Source organism: Micromonospora hortensis (genome assembly GCF_022230935.1).
Lineage (GTDB): Bacteria > Actinomycetota > Actinomycetes > Mycobacteriales > Micromonosporaceae > Micromonospora > Micromonospora hortensis.
In genome coordinates this window covers 53,545-73,321 of sequence record NZ_JAKKFE010000007.1, presented here as the reverse complement: position 1 = coordinate 73,321, position 19,777 = coordinate 53,545, and the positions used below count along the sequence as shown (strand labels likewise).

Below are 19,777 nucleotides of genomic sequence, written 5' to 3'. Positions count from 1 at the left end.
CACCGACGGCACCCGCAGCACGTCCCGCCAGATCCCGGTCAGGATCCCCTCCACCGGTCCACGCCGGGTCTCCGCGGTGGCGGTGGCAGCGGCGGTGGCCGGAGCCACGGTGGGGGTCGGTGCCGACAACGTGGCCCGGTCGACCTTCCCGTTGGGCAGCCGGGGCAGGCGGTCGACGAGCGCCACCGTCGGCACCATGTAATCCGGCAGCCGCTCCCGCAGCGCCGCGCGTAGGTCGTCGGTGGAGAGCGCGGTACCCGGCCGCAGCGCCACGTGGGCCATCAGCCGCCGGTCGTCCGCCCCGTCGTCGTCGCAGAGCACCACGCACTCGCCCACACCGTCCAGGGCGGACAGCGCCGAGGCGACCTCGTCCGGCTCGACCCGGTGACCCCGGATCTTGACCTGGTCGCCGATCCGGCCCAGGAACTCCACGGTGCCGTCCGGCAGCAGCCGCCCCCGGTCACCGGTGCGGTAGAGCCGGTCGCCCGGCGCGCCCAGCGGATCGGGCACGAACCGCTCGGCGGTCAACGCGGCGTCCCCCAGGTAGCCGCGGGCCAGGCCCGCACCACCGACGACGATCTCGCCGGGCAGGCCGGTCGGCACCGGCCGCAGCCTCTCGTCGAGTACGTACAGCCGTGCGCCCGGGATCGGCCGACCGAGCGGCACCACCGCCTCGCGGCCCGCCCGGTCGATGCGGACCTCCGCCACGGCGACGATGCCCGTCGTCTCGGTCTGGCCGTACATGTTGACCAGCCGGGGCGCGGTCCCCGGCGCGTTGCGGATGGCCTCGGGAAGGTCGTAGCGCAGCGGCTCGCTGGCGGTGAGCACCACCTGTGGCCGCCACCCGCCGGGCGAGGTGAGCGCCGGCAGCAGGACCCGCAGGTACGACGGCACCAGGTCCAGCACCTGCACGCCGTGCGCGGTGACGAAGGTGAGCAGTGCCAACGGGTCGGCCAGGTGCGCGCGCCCGGCGACGACCACGTGGCCGCCCAGCGCCAGCGGGACGGCGAACTGCCGCACCGACGACGAGAACGCGAACGACGCGGTGTGCAGGAACACCGGCTCGTCGGGCAGGGCCAGCGCGGCCGGCAGCCCCTCCAGGTACGCGGACAGCCCGCCGTGGGTCACCACCACACCCTTGGGGAGCCCCTTGGTGCCGGAGGTGTAGACCACGTAGGCCGGGTGCTCCGGTCGCAGCGCCGGTGTCGGCCGGGGGCCCACCGGGGCCGGCAGGTCCTCGATCGTCACCACCTCACCCGCGCCCTGGGGCGTACGACCCGCCAGGTCGCGCGTGGTGAGCGTCATCGTCGGCCGGGCGTCCGCCACGATCGCCGCCAACCGCTGCGCGGGGTACGCGGGGTCCAGCGGCACGTACGCGGCACCTGTCTCCAGGACCGCCAACGCCGCCACGACGACGTCGACGCCCCGGTCGAGGTGCAGGGCGATCGTCGTTCCCGGGCCCGCGCCGCGTTCGGCGAGCACCCGGGCCAGGTCACCGCTGCGGCGGTGCAGGTCGCCGTAGGAGACGGTCGTCTCGCCGCTGGTGACCGCCGGAGCGTCGGGTCGGCGTCGCGCCTGCTCGCCCACCCGGGCGGTGAGCGTGCGGTGCGCAGCGCCAACCGGCAGCGCCGGACCGTGCGCGAGCGCGTCGAGACGCTCCCGCTCGCCCGGCAGGAGGGGATCCACGTCGAAGACGCGCTGGTCGGGGTCACCGACCAACCGGTCCATCAGCACCCCGAGGCGGCTCATCATCGCCTCGACGGTGCCCGCGTCGAACAGGTCGGTGCTGTACTCGGCGTGCCCCTCGATGCCGTCCCCGTTCTCCCACAGGTCGATCAGCAGGTCGAAGCGGGCGGTGCACTGCTCGTTGTCGATCGACGTGAGGGTGAGGCCGGGGCCCGGGTCGGGTAGGCCGCCCGGGGCGTTCTGCAACGCGAAGCGCACCTGGAACAGCGGTGAGTGGCTGAGGCTGCGGGTGGGCGCCACCGCGTCGACGACCATCTCGAAGGGGACGTCCTGGTGGGCGTACGCGCCGTGCGCCGTGCTGCGGACCCGCCGCAGCACCTCGCGGAAGGTGGGGTCGCCGGAGAGGTCGACCCGCAGCGCCAGGGTGTTGGCGAAGAACCCGACGAGCTTCTCCAACTCGGTGCTGGTGCGGTTGGCGACGGGCGTACCGACGGTGATGTCCCGTTGGCCACTGAGCTGGGCCATGAGCACGTCGAAGCCGGCCAGCAACGCCATGAACAGGGAGACCTTCTCCCGCCGGGCCAGGTCGGCCACCGCCCGGGATCGCTCGGCCGACCAGCTGATGTCGTGGCGCGCTCCGCGGAAGGTCTGCACCGCCGGTCGCGGCCGATCGGTCGGCAGGTCCAGCGTGGGTACGCCGTCGAGCTGCCGCTTCCACCAGTCGAGCTGGTCGTTTAGCTCGGCGCCGATCAGCCAGGACCGCTGCCAGAACGTGTAGTCCACATAGGTGTGTGTCAGCTCGGGCAACGACGACGGCTGCCCCTGGGCGATCTCCCGGTAGAGCGTCACCAGGTCGTTCAACACGATGTTCAGGGACCAGCCGTCGGAGACGGTGTGGTGCAGCGTCAGCAGCAGCACGTGCGAGTCGGGGCGTACCCGCACCAGGGTGCCGCGCAGCAGCGGCCCGGCGGCCAGGTCGAACGGAGTGCGCCCCTCGGCGTCGAAGAGGGCGGCCAGCCGACCCTCCGGGTCGGCGTCGCCCTGCACGTCCACCTCGGCGTACGCCACGGCGTCGACGGGCAGGAACTCCTGCACCGGTTCGCCGTCCACGGACGGGAACCGGGTGCGCAGCCCCTCGTGCCGGGCCCACAGCGCGCCGAAGGCCACCCGCAGCGCGTCCGCGCGCAGGTCACCGTCGAAGCGCAGCGCGAGGGGCACGTTGTAGAACGCGCTGTCCTCGGCGAGCCGGTTGAGGAAGTACAGGCGTCCTTGCGCGTGCGACAACGGCACCGGACCGGTCCTCGGGACGGCGACGAGACCGGGCCGGGGGGCCCGCCCGCCGAGCGCCTCGATCCGGGTCCCCAGGTCGGCCAGCGAGGTGGACTCCAGGAACACGGCCAGCGGCAGCTCGATTTCGAGCTTCTTGCGCAGCCGGGCCATGGCCCGGACCGCGAGCAGGGAGTGCCCACCCAGGTCGAGGAAGTTCGCGTCCCGCCCGATCGACTCGACCGGCCGCCCCAGCACGTCGGCCCAGACCTCGGCGATGGCCTCCTCCAGCCGGCTCTCCGGAGCGGCCAGGGTGGGCGCCGGCTCGGCCGCCGTGGGCGCGGGCAGGGCAACCCGGTCCACCTTGCCGTTGGCGGCCAACGGCAGCGCGTCGAGCGGAACGACGACCTCCGGCACCATGTAGTCCGGCAGTTCCGCGCGCAGCGCGTCACGCGGGTCGTCGGCCATGGAGTCCCCGGCCGCTGTGACGTACGCGACCAACCGCTCCTCACCAGGCCGGTCGGTTCGCAGCAGGACCACCGCCTCGCGGACCTGCGGCAGCCGCGTCAGGGTGGCCTCGATCTCCGCCAACTCGACCCGGTACCCCCGGATCTTCACCTGGGTGTCGATCCGGCCCAGGCAGTCGAGCTCGCCGTCGGGTCGCACCCGGACGAGGTCGCCGGTGCGGTACATGCGCTCCCCCGGCGTCGGGGCGAACGGGTCGGGCAGGAACCGCCCGGCGGTCAGGTCCGGCCGACCGTGGTAGCCACGGGCCACACCGGCACCCGCCACATACAGCTCACCGACCGTGCCGGGCGGCACCGGCAGCAGGTTGCCGTCCAGCACGTAGAGCCGCGTGTTGGCGATCGGACGACCGATCGGCACCACACCGGACAGGTCGGTGCCGTCGTGCACCTCGTGCACGCAGCAGCCGACGACGGTCTCGGTGGGCCCGTACTCGTTGACGATGCGCAGGCCCGGAGCCCGGCGTCGCCAGGCGGCGGCGGTGGCGCCGTGCAGCGACTCGCCACCGACGATCAGGTAGCCGTCCGCAGCGATGGTCCGGCTCGGAACGGCCCGGTCCAGCGCCTCCAGGTGGGCCGGGGTGAGCTTGACCAGCCCGAGGTCCAGGTCGCTGCCGAGCAACTCGGTGAGGGTCTCCAGCTCGGTGCCGTCGGCGACGAGCACCACCGGACGCCCGGCCAGCAGCGGACAGAACAGCGTCGTCACCGACAGGTCGAACCGCAACGGCGAGACCAGTGGCGCGCCCCCGCCCTCGGCCACCCGGTACGCCCGCATGCTCCACGCCAGGTAGTTGGTCAGGCCGCGGTGGGTGACCACCACACCCTTCGGTCGCCCGGTCGAGCCCGAGGTGTAGATGACGTAGCAGGCGCTGTCCGGGTGCGGACGCGGCAGCGGCGGCAGGTCGGTGGTGGCGTCCTCGTCGCCGTCGGGCAGCAGCACCGACACGTCGGTGTCCGGTAGGTCCGCGACCCGGCCCGCGCTGGTGACGACCACCCGCACCTCTGCGTCGGTGAGCATGAACCGCACCCGCTCGGCGGGCTCGCCCACGTCCAGCGGCACGTACACGCCGCCGGCCCGGAGGGTGGCCAGCACGGCCGTGACGAGGTCGACACCACGGTCCAGGAAGAGGCCGACGCGGGTCTCCGGTCCCACACCGTGCCGGCGCAGCCGCGCGGCGAGGGCGTCGGCCCGGCGGTCCAGCTCTCCGAATGTGACAGTCAGGTCGCCGACCAGGAGCGCGGGCGCGTCAGGGGTACGGGCGGCCTGCCGAGCGAACAGCTCGTGCGCGCGCACGTCACCGAGGAGAGGGTCCTCGGTGCGGTTGCCGTCCACGACCGCCGCCCGGGTCTCCTCATCGGACAGAAGGCGGGCCAACCCGACCGGGGCGTCCGGCGCGGCGGTCAGACCGACCAGTAGAACGCCGAGGTGAGCGGCCATCCGCGCCACAGTTCGCTCGTCGAGGATGTCGGTCGCGTACTCGGCCACCCCCCGCAGCCGACCGTCGGCGTCCGGCCACACCTCGACCGTCAGGTCGTGCTTGCTGATCGGCAGGTGGTGTTCGACGGCCGTGACCCGCAACCCCGCCGCCTCGGCCTCCAACGCCTGGTCCTCGACGAGGGCGAACATCACCTGCGCGAGGGGCGTGTGGCTGAGGTCGCGCTCCGGGTCGACCGCCTCCACCACCGTGTCGAAGGGCACCTCGCCGTGCGCCATGCCCTGCTGCACGAGATCGCGGACCCGTCCCACCAGGGCCCGGAAGGTGGGCGCGCCGGAGGTGTCGACCCTTACGACGATCGAGTTGACGAAGGAGCCGACCATCGTCTCCAGCTCGACCCGGGGGCGGTTCGCCACCGGGGTCACCACCGAGACCTCGTCCTGGGCCGCGTACCGCGACATCAGCGCGGCGAACCCGGCGAGCAGCACCATGAACGGGGTGGCCCGCTCATCCTGGGCCAGGCGGGTCACCGCCTGCCACAGGCCGTCGGGCAGGGCGAAGCGGTGCCGCTCGCCCCGGAAGGACTGCACGGGCGGGCGGGGACGGTCCAACGGCAGGTCGATGACGGGTACCGCGCCCGCCAGTGCGCGCTTCCAGTAGTCGAGGCCCTCGGCCAGCTCGGCGGCCCGGTCGGGACGGCTCTCCCAGGCGGCGTAGTCCGCGTACTGCACGGTGAGGGGCGCGAGCCGGGGAGCCCGGTCCTCTGCCCCGGCGCGGTACAGCTCCAGCAGCTCATCGATGAGCAGGCTGACCGACCAACCGTCGCAGATGCTGTGGTGCAGGGTCAGCACCAGCACGTGCGCGGTGGGGGTCTGCCGGAACAACGCGGCGCGAGCCAGTGGCCCGACGGAGAGGGAAAACGGACGACTCGCCTCGTCGCGTACGGCGGCCAGCACCGCCGCGTCGTCGACGGGCAGTGGGCGCGGGGTGAGGTCCACCTCGATGTCTCGCAGGATGCGCTGCACCGGGTCGCCCTCGTTCGCCGCGAACACGGTCCGCAGCGCCTCGTGCCTGTCGACGAGGGCGCGCACCGCGTCGGTGAGCACGTCGAGCCGGAGTGCGCCGGTCAGGCGTAGGGCGGTCGGCACGTTGAACATCGCCGAGCCGGGGACGAGCTGGTCCATGAACCACAGCCGGCGCTGTGCCGGGGAGACGGGCAGGTCGCCCCCGCGCGGCACCCGGGCGAGCGCCTCGGCCGGCCGGGGGCGCCGGCCGGCGAGACGCTTCTCGAACAGGGCCCGCTTCGAGGGCGACATCGAGTCGAGGCGTGACCGGCCGGGCGAGAGCCCCGCGCCGTGCGGCGCGGGGCGGCTGGCACTCGCGTCGGTGGTCATCAGGCCACCTCCCGAGCGGCGCTCTCCAGGTGCGTCACGAGACTGCGCGGCCGCATGTCCGTCCACTCGGTGGTGACGTGGTCCAGGCAGGACGCGCGGTCGGCGGGCCCGTGGGTCACCGTCCACCCGGCCGGCAGGCTGAGCGACTCGGGCCACAGCGAGTGCTGCCCCTCGTCGTTCACCACTACGAAGAAGCATCCGTCGGGGTTGTCGAGAATGTTCACGTCTTCCTCACTCTGCGCCTGGTCCCAGGACCCGACGGGGAAGCGCTGAACCGGCACGGCGGCCAGGCAGGGACCACGGCGGTCAGACCTGCCAGCGTCGAAGTCGGGACGCGCGTCCCCAGATCGGGCGTCGTCAACTGTCGTTTGCGGAGACTTTTGCTATGCGTCGCTCAGAGGACGTGCGGGGTTTCGCCGCCGCGTGTCTCGCTATCGGATTCCACCACGGCCACGGCCGGCCACCTGCACGTTAATCGGCTATCCGACCCGAAGCCGAGGGCCCTTTGCGGACGCAACCCGGTCGATGTCAAGCAGATTCTGGCAAGCCACGCTGAACCCACGTCGCGCTCCCCCCCGAAGTTTGCGACCCAACAGCGTTCATGAATGTAAACGCAAGCGAGGCACAGAAAACCATCAGACACGGAGCGTGTCAAGACCCTTGCCTGCCGCTGAAGTTCAGCATGCCAACCGGGACGTATTTATGACAAATACTCCGCAGGTGGTTGGTCGACCGGGTACGCCGCCAGGCCCGCCGGCGTACCGTCGGGCGGGGCTGCTGGCGGTCGGGCGAGACGGCCGAAATCGGCCAGAAATGCGGTGCCGCCAACGCATCTGCGCAGAACAGGAGCATTGCCGCCTACTCCGTGCGGCATGCGGACCGATCAACGACGACGCCACCGTCCAGGCTGGACGCGGCGCGTCGGAAAAATCACTTGCCCGGACGGGCAGGATCATTCATCGCGGAACTCGTGACCAGAGTCCGACACGGAGACGAGTTTCACTCGACAGGCGGAAAGAACGACCGATCATCCATTGGCCGAGCATCCGAATGGCTGGACAACAGTCAATGTAATGGTTATTAACGTACCCAAGGCGAGGCACGACAGAGAGCGTTGGCGTCGCCGAATCGCAGCTCCCGCGAAGCCGTCGACCATCCGGGCCGACAAGCCGACGCGTGGGCCGCCCGACGATTGCGTCCGATTGCCGGATCCGATCAGGCCGAGACGTCGGGTCGAGCACGGGACCCCGCCGCCGCACGGACCCGCACCACGCGTGCCTGGCGGCGGGGGGGTAGGCGCTCGGCGTACCCGAAGGCACCCGCACGCCGGGCAAGCAGCAGGCATCGACACCCGAATTCGGGCGGACGCGTGCGCCGGGGCCATCGACGAAGGCCAGTGTGCGTACGCGCCGAATCAGGCCCCGTCCGTCGCGGCCCCGCCTTTACCCGAGCGCCGGGATGCCGTGCGTCGGCGCCGGCGATTGCCGGCACCGGACGCTTGTGCCACGGCGTTCGGAAACACCTCGGTCAGCCCTGCAAAAGCTGCCGAGCCATCACGATCCGCTGGACCTGGTTGGTGCCCTCGTAGATCTGAGTGATCTTGGCGTCCCGCATCATCCGCTCGACCGGGTAGTCCCGCGTGTAGCCGTAACCACCGAGCAACTGCACCGCGTCGGTGGTGATCTCCATGGCGGCGTCGGAGGCGAAGCACTTCGCCGCCGCGCCGAAGTAGGTGAGATCCGCGTCGCCACGCTCCGACTTGCCGGCGGCCGCGTACGTGAGCTGCCGGGCCGCCTCAAGCTTCATGCCCATGTCGGCAAGCATGAACTGGATCCCCTGGAACTCGGCGACAGCCTTGCCGAACTGGCGACGCTCGGCCACGTACCCCTTCGCGTAGTCGAGCGCGCCCTGCGCGATGCCGACGGCCTGCGCGGCGATGGTGACCCGGGTGTGGTCCAGGGTCTTCATCGCGGTCGCGAAGCCGGTGCCCTCCGCGCCGATCATCCGGTCGGCCGGGATCCGCACGTTGTCGAGGTAGACCTCGCGGGTGGGCGAGCCCTTGATGCCGAGCTTCTTCTCCGGCGCGCCGAAGCTCACCCCGGCATCGGACTTCTCGACCACGAAGGCCGAGATGCCCCGGGAGCGGGCGGAAGGGTCGGTGACGGCGAAGACGGTGTAGAACTCGGACACCCCGGCGTTGGTGATCCAGCGCTTCACACCGTTGAGCACCCAGTGATCCCCGTCACGTACCGCCCTGGTGGTCATGGACGCCGCGTCGCTGCCCGCCTCCGGCTCGGAGAGGCAGTACGAGAACATCGCGTCACCGGCCGCGACCGGCGTCAGGTAGCGACTCTTGAGGTCGGCGGAACCGGACAACAGCAGCGGCATGGTGCCGAGTTTGTTCACCGCCGGGATCAGCGAGGAGGACGCGCAGGCGCGTGCCACCTCCTCGATCACGATGGCGGTGGCCAGCGCGTCCGCGCCCGCGCCGCCGTACTCCTCGGGGATGTGCGGTGCGTGGAAGTCGGCCGCTCGCAGCGCGTCGTAGGATGCCTTGGGGAACTCCCCTGCCTCGTCGGCCTCCGCGGCGTGCGGAGCCACCTTCGCGGCGCAGACCTCTCGCACGGCTTCCCGGATCGCCTGGTGCTCCTCGGGCAACCGGTAGACGTCGAACGACTCCCCTGCGGCCATCTCGGCCCTCCCCTTCACCACTATCATGCGCAGTCTGTGACGACTCCTGACCGCCGACCGCGCAGACTGAAGACTAGCGACTGCAGTTCAGGTGATGTTACCGGCGCGTAGGTATGGGCAGGACGGTGGACCTGACGCGCTCAGCGATGATGGAGATTGAGACAGTGAGCCACCCTCCGGTGCCCCGCCCAGGCGCCGCAGCAAAATGCGACGCGACGACGCGACGCCAGCGCGAGCGGAGAAGACAGGCGTGACGATCCCCTACCCCACCATCCAGCCGACCCCCGCCATCGCCGCGGTGACCCCGCCCTCGGGCGCACCCCGGCCGCGGGTGACGTTCCTTGGGACTGGTTACCTCGGTGCGACGTACGCCATTTGCTACGCCGAACTGGGCTACGAGGTTCTCGGGTTCGACGTCGACGCCGACAAGATCGCGATGCTGAACGCCGGTCAGGTGCCGATCCACGAGCCCGGCCTGGACGAGCTGCTCCGGCGCAACCTCGCCGCCGGCCGCCTCCGGTTCAGCACCGACATCGCGGAGACCGCCGAGTTCGGTGACGTGCACTTCATCTGCGTCGGCACCCCGCAGCGGGCCGACGGCATGGGCGCCGACCTGTCGTACGTCGAGGCGTCGGTCACCAGCCTCGCGCAGCACCTGACCCGCAAGGCCTTGATCGTCGGCAAGTCCACCGTGCCGGTCGGCACCGCCGAGTGGGTCGAGCAGCTCGTCGGCAAGCACACCCCGAACGACCTGGACGTCGAGGTGGCGTGGAGCCCCGAGTTCCTCCAGGAGGGCTTCGCCGTCGACGACGTACTGCGGCCCAACCGGATCGTGGTCGGCGTCAAGAGCGAGTGGGCCAACGGCATGCTCTACGCCGCGCACAAGGGCGTGTTCGACCTGGCGGCCACGGAGGACCGCGAGGTGCCCCTGGTGGTCACCGACTTCTCCACCGCCGAGCTGGTCAAGGTCGCCGCGAACGCCTTCCTGGCCACCAAGATCTCCTTCATCAACGCGATGGCCGAGGTCTGCGAGGCCTCCGGTGGCGACGTCACCCAGCTGGCCCGCGCAATCGGCTACGACCCGCGAATCGGCAACAGGTTCCTCCAGGCCGGCCTCGGCTTCGGAGGCGCCTGCCTGCCCAAGGACATTCGGGCCTTCCAGGCCCGCGCCCAGGAGTTGGGCGCCGGCGAGGCGCTACGCTTCCTGCACGAGGTCGACCTGATCAACCTGCGTCGGCGTACCCGGGTGCTCCAGCTCGCCGCGGACCTCCTCGGCCGCCGCTCCGGCCCGGCCGGCCCGGACTTCTCCGGCACCCGGATCGCGGTGCTCGGTGCCACCTTCAAGCCCAACACCGACGACGTCCGCGACGCCCCGGCGCTCGCCGTCGCCGCGCTGCTGCACAAGGCCGGCGCCGACGTGCACGTGTACGACCCGCAGGGCACCGAGAACGCCCGCCGCGCGGTTCCCGAGTTGACCTACGAGAGCAGCATCAACGAGGCGGTCGACGGGGCCGACCTGGTCTGCGTCCTCACCGAGTGGGCCGACTTCCGCAACGCGGATCCGGTCGCCCTCGGCGAGTTGGTCAAGGGCCGCAAGGTCGTCGACGGCCGCAACTGCCTCGACCCGGCACTGTGGGCCCAGGCGGGCTGGGAGTACCGGGGCATGGGTCGCCCCTGACCCGACCGACGCTCCACCGGCCGGCCATCGAACATCTCGGTGACCGGCCGGTGTCGTTGTTTGCCCCGGACCCGCCGACAAGAGTCGAAATCCGCGCCAGCATTGGGCATGCTGCGACAGTGGGAGTCCACAGTGCGGGTGGAGGGGTGTCGTGGCGACCTTTCAATGCTCCTCGTGCGGCCGGGAGATCAAGCCGGCCGTCCGATGCCCGCACTGTGGGGCAGATCAACCACAGTGGGTCGAGCACCTGGCCGACATTGAGCGTTCGATAGCGGAGATGAAGGCGCGCGACGCCGCCATCGCCCGCGAGCAGCGGCAGATCGCCGCCAAGATGCAGGCCGCGCTCTTCCAGCGGGACATCCTCGCCCACGCCGGCGAGGAACGGATCAAGCAGGCCACCCGGCCGCGCCGGGTGCTGCGACGCCGCCCCGCTCGGCGACCACCGACGGCCACCATGGGAACGCCGCCCCGGGTGCCTCGCCAGGGCACACCGCCCGCCCCGGAGGATCCGCCGCCACCCCCGCCCCGGGCCGCCTGGCTGGACGCGGACGACCCGGAGCACCCGCCGGAGGCGTCCTCGCGCGAGGTGCAGAACATCCCGCTCGGGCTGGGCGCGCTGCTGCTCGGCGTGGCCGCTGTGGTCTTCGCCGCGGTGGCCACCAGCTCGATGGACGCGCTGGCCCGGCTCGGCATCCTGCTCCTGGCCACCGTGCTGATGCTGCTCGCCCCACCGGCACTGGCCCGGCGCGGGCTCACCTCGACCGCCGAGACCATCGCCGCGGTCGGCCTGCTGCTGGTGCCGCTCGCCGGCAACGCCCTCTGGGCGGTGGACCGAATCGGCACCGGCGGCGGCTCCGGCACTGTCTTCGCCGGGGTGATCTTCGCGGTCACCGCCGCCGTCGCGTTCGGGTACGCCGGTTGGACCGGTCTGCGCGCGCCCCGCTTCGCCACAGTGCTCGCCGCCCAGCCGGTGCTGCCCCTGCTGGCGTACGACCAGATCACCGGGCCGGGCGGTTGGGCCCTGGTGCTGGCCCTGGTCGCTCTCGTCAACCTCGGCCTGGCCCGCTCCGGCGTGACCGTCGAACGCCCCGTCCGACAGGACCTGCCATCGCCGGGCACGCCGTCCGCGCCCCGCCAACGCGACGCCGAGAGCCGGCCGGAGGGCGACCCGGAGGAGGCCGCCGAGCTGATCGACGCCAGCGGCGGTGCCACCGCCCCCCAGCCGACCCGACCGGTGCCCGGCCTGCGTCAGCTGACCTGGTTGCTGCACGCGCTGGCGGTCGCCGTCTCGCTGGCGTACGCGGTCACCGCCCTGCTCCGGGCACAGACCGTGCCGACCGCTACCGGCGCCGGGGTGGTGCTGCTGTTGGCCGCCGTGATCGGGCTGGCCGGCGCGTTGGTGCTGCGTCGTCCGCCGCTGCCGGACGTCGCGGCCGGCATCGTCACCCTGGCGGTGATCGGCTCGCTCAGCCGAATCGCCTCGGTGGCACTCCCCGGCCGGGCGCTGCTGCTGATCGCGGCGGTCATCACGGTGACCGGGCTGGCGGTGCGCGCGGTCCCGGAAGCGGCCCGGCGTGGCCCACAGCTCGCCTCCGCGGTGGCGTTGACCGTCAGTGGTCTGGTGGTCGCCGGCGGCGCGTTACGCGCCGGGGTGGCGCCGGTCCGGGCGGCACTGCCCGCCTGGAACCCCGACCTCAGCCGGTACCCGGAGGAGTTGGCCGCCGCCGTCGGGCCGACCACCTGGCAGCTCGCGGGTGCGGCGTTCCTGCTCACCATCGCGGCGGTGCTGGCCCTGCCCATCGAGATCCGCCGGGAGTTCGCGGTCGCCGGCGCGGCGCTGACAGCGCTCGCCGTCCCGGCCTCGTTCGGTCTCGGCTGGGCGACGGCACCCTGGCCCATGGTCATCACCGCGATCGGCATCGGGGTCATCGGGCTGTCCGCCCGCACCGACCGGGCCGCTGTCGCGCACGCCGTCGGGGCGGCCGTGGTGGGCCTGTTCGGCGCGGGTGCCAGCCTGACCAGCCCCACCCTCACCGCCGCGGTCCTGATCACCCTGTTCGTGGCGGGCACGCTGGTCACGCTGGCGCCCCGGATCCGGATCGCCTCGGCCGCCTCCGACACGGTCACCGCCTGGGCCGCCGGTGGCGCCGCGTTCGCGCTGCCCGGGGCGGTGGCGGCGTTCGTGGCCGCGACCATGCCGAACGACCCGACCCCCACCCCGGCGAGCCTGCGCGAGGTGACCGTCCCGATCCTGGCGGCCAGCTTCCTGGCGGTCTGCGTGACCCTGGGCTACGCAGCCGTCGTGCAGGTCTCCCAGCGCCACATCCCCGCCCCACTGTCGGTCGGCACCGGGCTGGGCGCGCTGATGGTCACCGCCGCCGCGTTCGGGGCACCCGGCGCGACAGTCGCCGACGCCTGGGTGGGCGCGCTGCTGCTGGTCGCGGCGGTGCTGCTCTTCCTGGCCCCCTCCATCGACGCCGGCCGTCGAGCCGACCTCACCCTCGACGGCTCGGACCTGGCCGCCGCCGCGGTCACCACCGCCCTGATCGCCACACTGGTACGGATCGGGGCGGTGCTCGCCCCGGGGGGTCAGTTGGCGGTGGCCGCCGCCCTGCTCCTGGTGGTCGCCGTGGGCGCCCGCAGCATGCCGGAGGAGTGGCGACGCGGCCCGATCCTCGGCCTCACCGTCGGCGGTGTCCTGATCGGCGTCCTCGCCGGCTGGTCGGCGTTACGCGGTGGCGTTGGCGTGCTGGCCACCCCCGGGCCGATCTGGAGGGGCGACCTGAGCGACTGGCCGGCCGCCCCCGTGGGCGGTGCCACCTGGCAGGCGCCTGTGGCGCTGGCGCTGCTGGCCCTCGCCGCCGGCATTCTGCTCCCGCCGCCGTGGCGCTGGGACGTTTCCGGCGTGGCGGTGGTGCTCGCCACGATCGGCGCGCCGGCCGCATTCGATCTGGCCTGGTGGTCACCGGTCCTGGTCGGCGGAATGGTCGCCACCGTGTTCGGCATGGCCGCGGTGGCCACCGAGGAGGCCCGCGCCGGGCTGTCCCGGGCCACGGTGGCCGGGGTCGTCGCGCTGCACGCCGCCGGAGCTGGACTGGTCCGCCCGTGGACCACGGCCCTGGCGCTGGGCAGCATCGCGCTGATCGGCGTGGTGGTGGCCTCGCTGGCCCGCGTCCTCGCCGGTCCACAGGTCGCCGACATCGAAACCGAGGGTATGCCGCCGCACCTGGCGCAGATCGGCGGCGCGGCGATCGGTGCCGCCCTGCTGGCCCTTCCCGGTGCGGTGGCGGCACTGTCCGCCGAGTTCGATCATTCGGCGCAGGTGGTGCTGACCGCCGCGCTGGCCGCGACGAGCCTCGGCCTGGCCGCTGTGGCCGCCGTCCGCCGGTTGGTGCCGCAATATCTGCCCTGGGTCAGCGTGGCGGTGGTCGGCGGGGCCACCATCAGCGCCCTCGCCGCCATCCCCACCGGGCTCGCCGCCGGGGTCTACGCGGCCGCCGCCGCCCTGCTCGGCGTGCTGGCCGAGCTGATCCGCGCTGCCACAGTGCCGCCCACCGGCGCGGCCCAGCCGGTCCGGCGCTGGTCGGTGCGACTCGACGGCGCCCTCTGGCGGCTGCCCGACGACCCGGAGCGACGGCGGTGGCGGGTCAACCCGGCAGCGGGCGCGTTGGCCGCGGCGGCGCTGCCGACCGCCCTGGCGCTCGCCTCGATCGCACCCGCGCTGGTCACCGCCCTGGTCGAGCCACACCGCACATTGACCCGGATCTGGCAGGGTCCGCTCCCGGAGTTGCTCACTCCACCGTCGGACGTGGTCAACCCGACTCACGTACTGACGGCGTTGCTGCTCACCGCGACCGCCGCGCTGGCCGCCACCGGGTTCAGCGGTGGGCGACGGTCCCGCGCCGTGCCGGTGGTGCTGCCAGGGGCGGCCGTCACGCTGCTGATCGCGCCCATCGCGCTGGGCCAGGGCTGGCCCGCCAGCACCGTCGCCGCGCTCTCCGTCTTCACCATCGCGATGCTCGGTCTCGCACTGACCCCGCCGCCGGCGCTGGTCGAGCGGGCCCGCTCACTGCGGCTGGCCCGGGTGCTGGTGTTCGCCATTGGTCTGGCCGGTGGCAGCGCCGGGCTCGCCGGCAGCCTGGCCGACCGGCAGATGACCCTGTTCACCCTCGGCAGCGCGGTCGGGGTGGGCGCGGTGGCGGCGCTGTTCGGCACCACCCAGCGGGCGCGCATCCTCGGCTGGCTCTTCGCCTCACTCATGGCGCAGCTCTTCGTGCTCACCGCCGGCCTGGTCGCCGGACTGGCGGCGGTCTGGTCCGCGTTCGGGGTGCTCGCCGTCGGCGCGGTCCTCCAGGTGCTCGCCGCGACCCTGCCCCGGCTGCGCCGCCCGGAGGCGCAGCGTGAGGCCTCCACAGTGGAGTGGACCGGGCATGCTGCCGCGCTGATCGCGTTGGCCCTCGCCTTCGACTCGCCCCGTCACATCGCCGCACTGCTGGCCGCCTGGGGCGCTGTCCTCGGGGTGGCGGCGACCCGACCCGGTCGCCGGCCGGTGGAACGCCGGATCCTGTTCTGGGCGGTGGTGGTGTGTGAGATCACCGCGTGGTGGATCCTGATGCGAGTCGCCGACGTGGCGTTGCCCGAGGCGTACACGCTGCCGTTCGCCGTGCTGGCCCTCCTCGTCGGAGTCCTGGAGCTGCGCCACCGGCCCGACATGAGCAGTTGGGTGGCGTACGGTCCGGCGCTGGTCGCGGCCTTCGTGCCGACGCTGGCGATCGTGCTGGCCACCGAGTCCAGCACTGTGCGGCAGATGCTGCTGCTGCTCGGCGCGGTCGCGGTGCTGATCTTCGGCTCGTCCAGTCGGCAGCAGGCCCCGGTGATCGTCGGCGCGTCGGTCACCGCGATCACGGCGATCCACGCCCTGTTCAGCCTGGGCCCGTGGCTGGCGCTGATCCCGGTGGGCATCCTGCTGCTGGTGCTCGGTGCGAGCAACGAGCGCCGCCGCCGCGCCCAGGAACGCCTACAGACCGCCCTGCGCGGCATGAGATAAGACGGAGGGTCCCGGCGGCGTGGACGAGTGGGGACGGGTTCGCGTCACCCGCGTCCGTCTCGCGCGATCTTGCACTTTCTGTCGCGGCATAAGGGGTAAAAGCCGCGAAGCACCGACCGAAAGTGCAAGATCGCGGGGGTGGGGGCGGGGGGTTAGTGCAGGGTGGCTTGGAGGGCGGCTTCCTTCGTTGCCACCAGCTTCTCCAGGTCCTGCTGGTAGGTCGCCATCTTGGCGCGCAGGCCCTCGTCGGCGGCACCGAGGATCCGTACGGCGAGCAGGCCGGCGTTGCGGGCGTTGCCGATCGACACTGTGGCGACCGGGATCCCGGCCGGCATCTGCACGATGGACAACAGCGAGTCCATGCCGTCGAGGTGTTTCAGCGGCACCGGCACACCGATCACCGGCAGCGGCGTCACCGAGGCCACCATGCCGGGCAGCGCGGCGGCGCCCCCAGCCCCCGCGATGATCACCTTGAGGCCCCGGTCGGCGGCGTCGCGCCCGTACTCGATCATCGCGACCGGAGTCCGGTGCGCCGAGATCACCCGGACCTCGTACGGCACGCCGAAGTCGTCCAACACCTCGGCCGCGGCCCGCATGGTCGGCCAGTCCGAGTCGCTGCCCATGATCAAGCCAACCGTGCTCACTGCGGCCCTCTCCTCGTTCCCGAAACCGTTACTCACTCGTGGCCCTCGCGCAGCCAGCGCACGGCCCGCGCGGCCCGCTCCCGCAAGTCGTCCAGGTCGTCACCGAGCACCGTGACGTGCCCGATCTTGCGGCCAGGTCGCACCTGCTTGCCGTACAGGTGCACCTTGGCGCCCGGCTCGGCGGCGAAGAGGTGATGCAACCGCTCGTCGATCGACATCCCGCCCGGCTCACCACCGAGCACGTTCGCCGACACCACCACCGGGGCGGTCAGCGCGGTGTCACCCATCGGGTAGTCCAGCACGGCCCGCAGGTGCTGCTCGAACTGTGAGGTCCGGGCACCCTCGATGGTCCAGTGCCCGGAGTTGTGCGGACGCATCGCCAGCTCGTTGACCACGATCGCGGGCCGGCCGGCGTCGTCGCGCACCTCGAACAACTCCACCGCCAGCAGGCCGATCACACCGAGCGCGGTGGCCAGGTCGATGGCGAGCTGCTGAGCGGAGACCGCCAACTCCTCGTCCAAGCCGGGCGCCGGGGCCAGCACCTCCACGTTGATGCCGTCGCGTTGCACGGTCTCGACCACCGGGTACGCGGCCACCTGACCGAACGGCGAACGGGCCACCTGCACTGCCAACTCCCGCCGCAGCGGCACCCGCTCCTCGACGATCAGCCGGGTGCCGCCAGCGAGCAGAGTGGTCGCCAACTCCGTGGCCTGGGCGGCGTCGTCGACCATCCAGACGCCCCGGCCGTCGTACCCACCCCTGGCCGCCTTCAGCACCACCGGCCAGCCGACCTGCTCGCCGAAACCGACGAGGTCGGCGGGCTCCCCGACCGGCCGCCAAGCCGGGTTGGGCGCACCCAGCTCGGTCAGGCGTTCCCGCATGACCTGCTTGTCCTGAGCGTGCAGCAGCGCGTCCGCCGGGGGGTAGAGGGACACCCCTTCCGCCGCCAGCGTGCGAATGTGCTCGGAGGGTACGTGCTCGTGGTCGAAGGTGACGACGTCGCAGCCCTTGGCGAAGGTACGCAGCGCGGCCAGGTCGGTGTGGTCGCCGTACTGGACGTCGGCGGCGACCAGCGCCGCGCCGTCGTCGGGAGTGGTCGCGAGCACACGCAGTGACTGGCCGAGGGCGATCGCGGCCTGGTGGGTCATCCGGGCCAACTGGCCGCCACCCACCATGCCGACAACTGGCAGACCGGTACGGGAATCCATAGCGCGGCCAGCCTATCCGGGCCGCCGACGGGCCCACCGGGAGGGCTGGCGACCCGCCTCCGAAGCGCTGGCGGGACCGCCCGGCGGGCGGCGCGGGCGACTACCGGGCGTGGCCGTGCGCTCAGCCCAGCTCGGCTACCAGCTCCTCGACGGAGGTGACCGGCCGCTGGCAGACGAAACCCCGGCAGACGTACGCGGCGGAGCGGCCCTCCACCAGCGGACGGTCGGCGAGCAGCGGCACACCCGGCTGGTCCGGACGCCCGGCGACGACCACCGCTCCGGGCGGCGCGTGCCGGCGGGCGGCGGCCACCAGTGGGTCGCCGTCCGGGTCGTCGGTGACCACGGCGATCTCGTACGGCCCGGAGAGCAACGCCTCCCCGACCGTTGCCGCGTATCCGGCGAACCGGGGGTGCCTACCGACGATCGGCGCGACAGTGCCGAGGGCCGACTCGGCGGCCTCCCGGTAGCGCGTCTCCCCGGTCAGCGCCGAGTACGCCACCAGTCCGGCGATCAACGCCGACCGGCCGGACGGGGTGGCGTTGTCGGTCGGGTCGGCCGGCCGGGCGACGAGCCGCTCCGCGTCGTCGGCGGTGTCGTAGAAGGCGCCGCCGGGCGCGGCGAAGTGCGCCAGGGCGGTGTCCAGCAGCTCGCCGGCCAGTGTGAGCCAGCGGGCCTCCCCGGTGAGCTGGTGCAGCGCGCAGAAGGCCTCGGCCACGCAGCCGTAGTCCTCCAGGACACCGGCCGGCTCGCCGACCTTGCCGTCCCGGGAGACCCGGCGCAGCCGGCCGTCCACCAGGTGCACAGTGGCCAGGTGTTCGGCGGCCTGGCGCATCGCTCCGTCGGCCACGATGGTGACGCCGTCCATCAGGTTGGCGTCCTCGTCCTTCGGGGACGCGTACACGGCGGCGACCTGCTGGAACTCGGCGATGGCGGTGATCGCCAAACCGTTCCAGGCGGCCACCACCTTGTCGTCGAGGGCCGGCTGGGGGCGGGTGTCCCGGGCGGCGAGCAGCCGCCCGACCACCTGCTGCCAACGGGCGCGCACCTCGGGCGCGGCATCGTCCACGTCCCGGGCGAGCTTGAGCACGCTCATACCGTGCTCAAAGGTGCCTTCTTCCGTGACGGTGAACAGGTCGGCGGCGAACCGGCCGTCCTCCTCGCCCAACGCCTCCACGAGTTGGGTGGGCGTCCAGGCGTACGTGAGCCCCTCGACGCCCTCGGTGTCGGCGTCCAGTGCGGACGCGAACCCCTGCCCCGGCCGGTGCAGCTCGTCGGCGAGGAACCGGGCGGTGTCCCGGGCCACCCGACGGGCCAGCGGGTCACCGGTGAGTCGCCACAACTGGGTGTAGACCCGCAGCAGCAGCGCGTTGTCGTAGAGCATCTTCTCGAAGTGCGGCACCGTCCAGTGCGCGTCCACGGAATACCGGGCGAAGCCGCCCGCGAGCTGGTCGTAGATGCCGCCCCGGGCCATCGCCTCGGCCGTGTGCCGGGTGATCTCCAGGCTGCGCGGGTCGCCGGTGCGCTGGTGGTGGCGCAGCAGGAAGAGCAGGTTCATGTGCGGCGGAAACTTCGGGGCGCCACCGAACCCGCCGTTCGTGGCGTCGTACTCGCTGGCCAGCTTTGCGGCCGCCGCGTCGAGCAGCGGGGCGTCCAGCGGCGCTGTGGGGCCGCCAACGGCCTGCGCGCCGCCGATCGCCTCGACCACCGCGGCGCCCTGGCCCAGCACCGCCTCGCGCTGCTCACGCCAGGCGGTGGAGACCGACTGGAGCAACTGGACGAAGTTGGGTCGCGGGAAGTAGGTGCCGCAGAAGAACGGGGTGCCGTCCGGGGTGGCGAAGACGGTCATCGGCCAACCGCCCTGGCCGGTCATCGCCTGGGTGGCGGTCATGTAGATCGCGTCCACGTCCGGACGTTCCTCACGATCCACCTTGATCGACACGAAGTTGTCGTTCATCAGGGCGCCGACCTGCTCGTTCTCGAACGACTCGTGTGCCATGACGTGGCACCAGTGGCAGGCGGCGTAGCCCACCGAGATGAGCACCGGAACGTCCCGCCGCTTCGCCTCGGCGAACGCCTCGTCCGACCACGGCCACCAGTCGACCGGGTTGTCGGCGTGCTGAAGGAGGTACGGACTGGTGGCGTCGGCGAGTCGGTTCACCTGACGACCATAGCCAGCCCCGGCGCGGACCGCGCGGGCTCCACC

At 72.5% G+C, this 19,777-nt stretch carries 8 protein-coding genes; 2 read left to right on the top strand and 6 right to left on the bottom strand.

What is annotated here, in order from left to right:
• The 3 genes from NIE111_RS04635 to NIE111_RS04625 all read right to left on the bottom strand — a co-directional run.
• Positions 1 to 6,306 (bottom strand): non-ribosomal peptide synthetase (locus NIE111_RS04635; protein WP_238683196.1); only part of this gene is annotated, 6,306 nt, incomplete at its 3' end.
• Positions 6,306 to 6,530 (bottom strand): MbtH family protein, encoded by a 225-nt coding sequence (locus NIE111_RS04630; RefSeq protein WP_112582509.1) that lies wholly within the window; start codon positions 6,528 to 6,530, stop codon positions 6,306 to 6,308. The genes NIE111_RS04630 and NIE111_RS04635, both read right to left, overlap by 1 nt.
• A 1,303-nt stretch (positions 6,531 to 7,833) precedes the next feature.
• Positions 7,834 to 8,997, bottom strand: coding sequence for an acyl-CoA dehydrogenase family protein (locus NIE111_RS04625; RefSeq protein WP_238683195.1), 1,164 nt, complete (start codon positions 8,995 to 8,997; stop codon positions 7,834 to 7,836).
• 250 nt (positions 8,998 to 9,247) lie between these two features.
• Between NIE111_RS04625 and NIE111_RS04620 the strand changes: the two genes are divergently transcribed.
• Both NIE111_RS04620 and NIE111_RS04615 read left to right on the top strand, forming a co-directional pair.
• On the top strand, positions 9,248 to 10,675 hold the full coding sequence (locus NIE111_RS04620) for a UDP-glucose dehydrogenase family protein (protein ID WP_238683194.1): 1,428 nt from the start codon (positions 9,248 to 9,250) through the stop codon (positions 10,673 to 10,675).
• Between the two features lie 151 nt (positions 10,676 to 10,826).
• Positions 10,827 to 15,722, top strand: a complete 4,896-nt coding sequence (locus tag NIE111_RS04615; RefSeq protein WP_238683193.1) for an SCO7613 C-terminal domain-containing membrane protein — start codon at positions 10,827 to 10,829, stop codon at positions 15,720 to 15,722.
• A 152-nt stretch (positions 15,723 to 15,874) separates the two neighbouring features.
• Here NIE111_RS04615 and purE read toward each other — a convergent pair whose 3' ends face one another.
• The 3 genes from purE to NIE111_RS04600 form a co-directional block, all read right to left on the bottom strand.
• Positions 15,875 to 16,366, bottom strand: coding sequence for a 5-(carboxyamino)imidazole ribonucleotide mutase (gene purE, locus NIE111_RS04610; protein WP_238683192.1), 492 nt, complete (start codon positions 16,364 to 16,366; stop codon positions 15,875 to 15,877).
• 32 nt (positions 16,367 to 16,398) lie between these two features.
• Positions 16,399 to 17,574: a 5-(carboxyamino)imidazole ribonucleotide synthase gene (locus NIE111_RS04605; protein WP_238683191.1), complete on the bottom strand. Its 1,176-nt coding sequence runs from the start codon at positions 17,572 to 17,574 to the stop codon at positions 16,399 to 16,401.
• Between the two features lie 121 nt (positions 17,575 to 17,695).
• Positions 17,696 to 19,732 (bottom strand): thioredoxin domain-containing protein, encoded by a 2,037-nt coding sequence (locus NIE111_RS04600; RefSeq protein ID WP_238683190.1) that lies wholly within the window; start codon positions 19,730 to 19,732, stop codon positions 17,696 to 17,698.
• Positions 19,733 to 19,777 lie beyond the last annotated feature (45 nt).

Excerpts from the sequence above, each read along its gene's own strand:
- NIE111_RS04605 (WP_238683191.1), bottom strand. The coding sequence starts at position 17,574 with ATGGATTCCCGTACCGGTCTGCCAGTTGTCGGCATGGTGGGTGGCGGC.
- NIE111_RS04625 (WP_238683195.1), bottom strand. The coding sequence starts at position 8,997 with ATGGCCGCAGGGGAGTCGTTCGACGTCTACCGGTTGCCCGAGGAGCAC.